Origin of the sequence: Intrasporangium sp. DVR (assembly GCF_040365325.1) — a bacterium.
Classification (GTDB): Bacteria; Actinomycetota; Actinomycetes; order Actinomycetales; family Dermatophilaceae; genus Intrasporangium.
The window spans coordinates 1-3,999 of record NZ_BAABZW010000052.1 but is presented as its reverse complement, the minus strand read 5'-3'; the positions used below and the strand labels follow the sequence as shown (position 1 = coordinate 3,999).

The window sequence follows — 3,999 nt, the reverse complement described above, 5'->3', positions numbered from 1 at the left end:
GTCGACCCACCGCTTCACGGTGGGCCAGGAGCATTGGAAACGGGCCGCGACCTCGCTGATCGGGTAGCCGTCCTCGACGACGAGACGAGCGACCCTGAGCCGGGCGCGGGGAGTCAGCGCTGCATTAGCGTGGGACATGGGAGGACCTTCCTGTCGAGTGAACCTTCAGCAGTTCCACTCAACCGCGGGAAGGTCCTCCCTTCACGTCACGTCACACCGTGTCGTCACACCGACTCGACCAACCTGTCCGGTCAGTACAGCTAGAGGCCGCGTGCGAGAACGCGGACTTGTGGTCGAGGTCGCGGCGTCGGTGCCAAGATGGCGCGATGGAACAGGTTTCGAGGTTCTACAGCGGCCCCGGTGGACTTGTGGCAGCCATCAGTGCGGCCTTGGGCGCGGCCGGGATGGACCTCGCCACCCTGCGGCCGGCAGACTTGGCTCCAGTCGACGAGTTCCATATCCGCGGCCGTGCGGCCTCTCTGGAGATCATCGAGGCTCTCGACCTCAGTGCCGACTCTCATGTGCTCGACCTCGGCAGCGGGCTGGGCGGGCCCGCACGGACGCTCGCCGAGCTGACCGGATGCAGGGTCACCGGCGTCGACCTCACGTCAGAGTTCTGCGATGTGGCGACGGCATTCTCGGAGTGGACGTGCCAGTCCGATCGCACCCACTTCCGGGTCGGGGACGCCACCGCCACCGGGCTTCCCGAAGCGTCCGTGGATGCGGCGGTGACCGTGCACGTTGCTATGAACATCTCCGACAAGCCGGCGCTCTACGCGGAAGCCTTCCGAGTGCTCCGGCCCGGTGGCAGATTCGTCGTCTACGACGTGCTCCAAGGCGAGGGTGGCCAGGTCCGATATCCGGTTCCGTGGGCCCCGGACTCGTCGACGAGCTTCCTCGCGACCCCGGAAGAAATGCGCGAATTGCTCGCAGCGGCTGGTTTCGAGCTCATCTCGGAAGTGGACTCCTCGGAGCAGAGCCTTGTCTGGTTCCAGAACATGCGCGCCCGGATCGAACGAGACGGACCACCACCGATCACCTTCGCGGCCTTCCTCGGCGACGCGTTCGGGCAGATGGCTGCCAACCAGGTGGCCAACCTCGCCGAGCGACGCATCCGCACGGTCATGGTCACCTGCTCGCGACCGCTCTGATTTGGGAATGTCGCGCGGCTCCGACCCGCGTCTTTGCGCCGCCTGGCGACCGGTAGTTGCTTCAAGACATGTCGATAAGCGCAAGACTCCGCGAATGCCGACCAGCGCCGGCGAGCCCCGAGATCTCGTAGGCTCCGGCGAGTGGGGTTCGGGCGTGAAGCGAGACGGGTGCGGGACAAGTCCTTGCCATTCGCGTACCGCCTCCACGCCCTTGGTTCCTGTATTCAGATGTCGCAGCCGATCGGGTTCCACGCGACGTGGTCGTACCTCGAGGAACGAGTCGGGCGCACGTGGCGTGACCCAGAGTTCTTGCTCCCTGCCTTGGCGCTGCTGGACGAGGTCCGAGCCCGACATCAGGTGCTCGAACGGCAGTATGCGGAGTTACGCCGATCCGAGAAGAGGAGCGGCCTGCGGTTTCCCGACGGTGACGCGGTCACGCCGGAGACCCCACGCCGCTGGCATGGGGACGAGCGTGCTGGAGCACGGCACACACTCAGATCGCGGCAGAGACGGTTCAAGGACCCCGCGCTGGCCCAGCACCCGGTAGGGGCAGAGGTCGTCGCGACAGTCGATCGTGTTCTTGCCTCGGGAGCGGTCGCAGTGCACGACCTGGAGTCTCTGGAGCGGTGTCTCGGTTGGCCTCGACGACAAATCCACGTCGCGGGATGGGAAGCTGATCCCGCCGAGTACCGTGTCGCCTCAGTTGTGCTCCATCTCATCGGGCAGCTGCACGTGATGACCTACGGCGGCCAGCCTCCCGGCTCGGCTTGGCACTTCGCAGCCGAACCGGTCTAGGCACGAGCGCCCCGGCGACCGGTCATGCCGCGAGGCGCGCGATCAGAGGCGGGGCCCAGGCGCGTCATTCCGCCGCATGTCGACCGGTAGCGGATTCATGGACTTTCCGATGAGCGTTCGGTTCTCTGGCGGCGGAGCGATCCCAGTGCACCTACGCTGTTGTCGATGAACGCGTCGGCATCCTGGGGCAAGACTCCTCGGGAGAGCATCGAGCAGGAGTGTGCGAATCGTGGCAAGGGCGCGGTCGTCGCGGGCTGCATCGAACTGCTCAAAGGCCGTGACGTTGACGCAGAACTGGTTCTCGCCCTCGGCGGTCCGCCGGCACGTTGGGTCGTCACCGGAGAGCCACCAGGGCCGCCCTACTGGCTGAGGGTCTGGGCGCTGCGCGGGCTGCTCTGGGCCTGGGGGGACGAGGCGCTGCCGTCCGTGGAGGCAGCACTTCATGATGACGCCTGGCGGGTTCGCGAGATGGCACTGAAGGTGGTGGCCCGCCACCGGCTCGAGGACGCGTTGACGGCAGTTGCCGGCCTTCAGGAAGACCCGGTGGCCCGGGTCCGTACGGCCGCCTCGCGCGCCCTGGTTCGGCTTGCCACGGGCGGACAGTGAGCTCATCCGGTGTGCTCTCCCGTCCCGATCCGCCGCCAGTCGGCGCCGAGCCGGTGTCGCACCACCCTCCGGCGCAGGGTGGGCGACGCCTCGACCTCGTAGCCGGCGGCCAGGAAGACCTGGAGCAGTCCGACCGACGCCTCGTCCCAGATCACGGTCTTCCCCGGTGGCGGCTCGGTGGGGTAGCCCTCGAGGACACTAGCGCCGACCTGCCTGCCGTACTCGACCGTGGCGGCGGCGAGCTCGTACATCAGCCCCTGTCGGCGGAAGCCCTTACGCACGACGAAGCAGGTGACCGACCAGACGTCCTCGAGGTCGGGGTCCATCCGCATCCACGACTTCTGCCGGGCCCAGATCCTCGGGTAGTTCTCCCGCGGCTCGACCGCGACCCAGCCGGCCGGCTCGCCGTCGACGTACCCGATCAGGCCGGACGTGGGGCCGCTTGTGCCGCAGCCGGCCTGCTCCAGGAGCGCAGCGTCGCGCCCCTCCTGGGTCGTGTCGCGCCAGATCCAGCCCGGGACCTTGAGCGCCTGGCAGCGGCACCTGCGGGCGCCGCCGGCGTCGAACACGGCCTCGACGTCCTCGCTCGTCGCGTCGTTGGCCGGTCGCCAGCTGAACTCGGGCACACCACGAGACTAGCGGCGGGCCGGCGCCAGTAACGACGCCGTGACAGTGGATCCGTGACCTCTTCGGTGCGTCACACCGCCGCGTGGTGGGCGAGTCCTGAGGACCCATGCTTCCCGGAACCGTCCGAGCACGGGCGGTGAGGTGCGCGAGTGCGTCACTCGCGGGTGTAGCCCTGGCCGGCTCGATACGGCCCCGTCCGGACAGGACGTAACTTGCGTGACAGCCGAGAGCCGAGCCTGACGACGCGCGCGCCGACAAAGAGCAGACTGGCAAGCCACACGAGCAGTGACGGGACCAGCACCATCAGGTTCACCATGAACGGGTCGTGCCCGGCGACGTACACCCGGGTGGCGCCCTGACCGTCTGGTGGCAGGTACCGCACGGGGAAGGTGGCACCGAGCACCTCAGGCGATTCCCCGTTGACCTCCTGGCCACGGGCCACGACCTGACCCGCCTCGTTGGACACGTCCACTTGCACGTAGATCCCTGAGCGAAACGGCTCGGCGACAGTGACAGTCGCCATGCCGGGCAGCGAGGCGCCGCGGTGGTGCTCCCAATCGCCAGGCAGCTGCCAAGCCATGAGTACGACGGTAGGTAGCAGCACGAGGAAACCGATGACGTCCCAGGCGTCGGCGAGCCGGATCCTCCGCATCGTTTCCTCTCCACCAAGCCGCAACCAGACTCGCGCCATCCTCCTACATCCGTGGTGGGCGAACACCCACTCACACGAGGTGCGTCTTATCGCCGCGTAGCGCTCGGATGGGTCAGGCGGTCAGGCGCTCTGAACCGGCACGGGTTCTCTGCCGCTCTCATACTGGCT

Annotated in this window: 5 protein-coding genes; 2 read left to right on the top strand and 3 right to left on the bottom strand. The window is 67.7% G+C overall.

Annotated features, from left to right (window positions below; all coding sequences use genetic code 11):
• A partial coding sequence (locus ABWV20_RS19250; RefSeq protein ID WP_353358091.1) for a helix-turn-helix domain-containing protein occupies nt 1–138 on the bottom strand: 138 nt, incomplete at its 3' end.
• A 188-nt stretch (nt 139–326) separates the two neighbouring features.
• Here ABWV20_RS19250 and ABWV20_RS19245 point away from each other — a divergent pair.
• Together ABWV20_RS19245 and ABWV20_RS19240 are read left to right on the top strand one after the other, a co-directional pair.
• Nucleotides 327–1,151, top strand: a complete 825-nt coding sequence (locus ABWV20_RS19245) for a class I SAM-dependent methyltransferase (RefSeq protein ID WP_353358089.1) — start codon at nt 327–329, stop codon at nt 1,149–1,151.
• Between the two features lie 960 nt (nt 1,152–2,111).
• The gene (locus ABWV20_RS19240; RefSeq protein WP_353358087.1) at nt 2,112–2,552 is read left to right on the top strand and encodes a HEAT repeat domain-containing protein; all 441 of its coding nucleotides are present in this window, start codon (nt 2,112–2,114) and stop codon (nt 2,550–2,552) included.
• Between the two features lie 2 nt (nt 2,553–2,554).
• Here ABWV20_RS19240 and ABWV20_RS19235 read toward each other — a convergent pair whose 3' ends face one another.
• Both ABWV20_RS19235 and ABWV20_RS19230 read right to left on the bottom strand, forming a co-directional pair.
• Complete coding sequence (locus tag ABWV20_RS19235; protein ID WP_353358085.1) at nt 2,555–3,178, bottom strand: GNAT family N-acetyltransferase; 624 nt, start codon at nt 3,176–3,178, stop codon at nt 2,555–2,557.
• 155 nt (nt 3,179–3,333) lie between these two features.
• Nucleotides 3,334–3,870 (bottom strand): hypothetical protein, encoded by a 537-nt coding sequence (locus ABWV20_RS19230; RefSeq protein ID WP_353358083.1) that lies wholly within the window; start codon nt 3,868–3,870, stop codon nt 3,334–3,336.
• Nucleotides 3,871–3,999 lie beyond the last annotated feature (129 nt).